The 1166-nt window shown below is 59.3% G+C and carries 2 protein-coding genes; one reads left to right on the forward strand and one right to left on the reverse strand.

Annotation, left to right across the window (positions count from 1 at the left end):
- Positions 1-228: transposase (locus GRX31_RS30370; RefSeq protein ID WP_160852539.1), on the reverse strand; the 228-nt coding region annotated here is incomplete at its 3' end.
- 701 nt (positions 229-929) lie between these two features.
- Between GRX31_RS30370 and GRX31_RS30375 the strand changes: the two genes are divergently transcribed.
- The coding region (locus tag GRX31_RS30375) for a transposase (protein WP_160852530.1) at positions 930-1166 on the forward strand (237 nt) is incomplete at its 3' end.

Below are 1166 nucleotides of genomic sequence, written 5' to 3' on the forward strand. Positions count from 1 at the left end.
GGGCACGACTGCCTCGCCAGCGGAGACGGCGGTCAAAGCACCTTGCCGTTCGAGCTTGCGCCACTGGAACAGCAGTCCAGCCGAAACGCCTTCCTGCCGAGCGACCAATGACACGCTCATGCCTGGTTCGTAGGTTCGGCGCACCAGCGCCGCCTTCTCTGCGAGAGACCAGCGCCTGCGGCGCTGGTCCTTCACGACTACCTCGATTGACTCCGTATGCCTAGTCATATGCACAGTCCTGTTCCTATCTTCAAAGATAAGCGATAGGACGGGGCCGGGGAATCAGGGGGCTATTTCATGGGGACATGAGTGGCAGCTACCGCTGCAGACTTCCGAGCGATGGTCACCGGCTGGTTGCAGTCATTCGACTAGGTGAGCCTGAGCGGCAACTTCGTCCCTGAAACGACATGCAACTTGCAGATTACTCAGTTTCGAAGTTGACCGTCAAGTCGCCCCCTGTGCTTCGCTGCGGCTCCTGTTTAGTTGTCGCATCTTCAGCACGTTCATCCGCTTCGTCAGCGCGGGGCGGCATCACTGCCTGACTGCTGCCTAATGTGGTCGTAACACCTTCGGCTTGAAAGTCTTCTCCGCGCGCCGCGTCCACTTGCTGGATAGGTGGCTCGACTGGATCCCTCGCCTCACCATCGAACGTGAGATACGGAGGCTGCGTACACTTCAACGCACGCAGCTTGATTGCTCGTCGACGCGGAGGTGAACTGGCTAGCCGTTCGGCGGCCTCAACCGCATCCCCGAGGACCTTGGCGTAGACACGCATGCGCGCCTGCCTGTAGCCCTCGGCAAGAGAGTACGGTATGAAGGTACCATTGCTCTTGAGTGCCATATCGCTTGCAAAATCAAGTGCGAACTTTAAGAGTGGCTAACACCACTTCGTCACAGGCCCCCGCAGAGCAGTTATGCTCGCTGCCCTCATGGCACGACGACCTGTAAGCAAAGAACTGTGGCGACAGCTACAACCCCTCATCCCTGCCTTCGTACCTTCCGCCAAAGGCGGTGCGCGCAAGCTCGCAGTCAGCGATGAAGCCGCCCTCAACGGCATCCTGTTTGTGTTGCAAACAGGCATTCCGTGGGAAGACCTTCCCCAATCCCTTGGGTACGGCAGCGGCATGACTTGCTGGCGCCGCCTACGCGACTGGAACGCCGCTGGT

The organism is Delftia sp. CH05 (assembly GCF_009827015.1).
Taxonomy (GTDB): domain Bacteria; phylum Pseudomonadota; class Gammaproteobacteria; order Burkholderiales; family Burkholderiaceae_C; genus Comamonas; species Comamonas tsuruhatensis.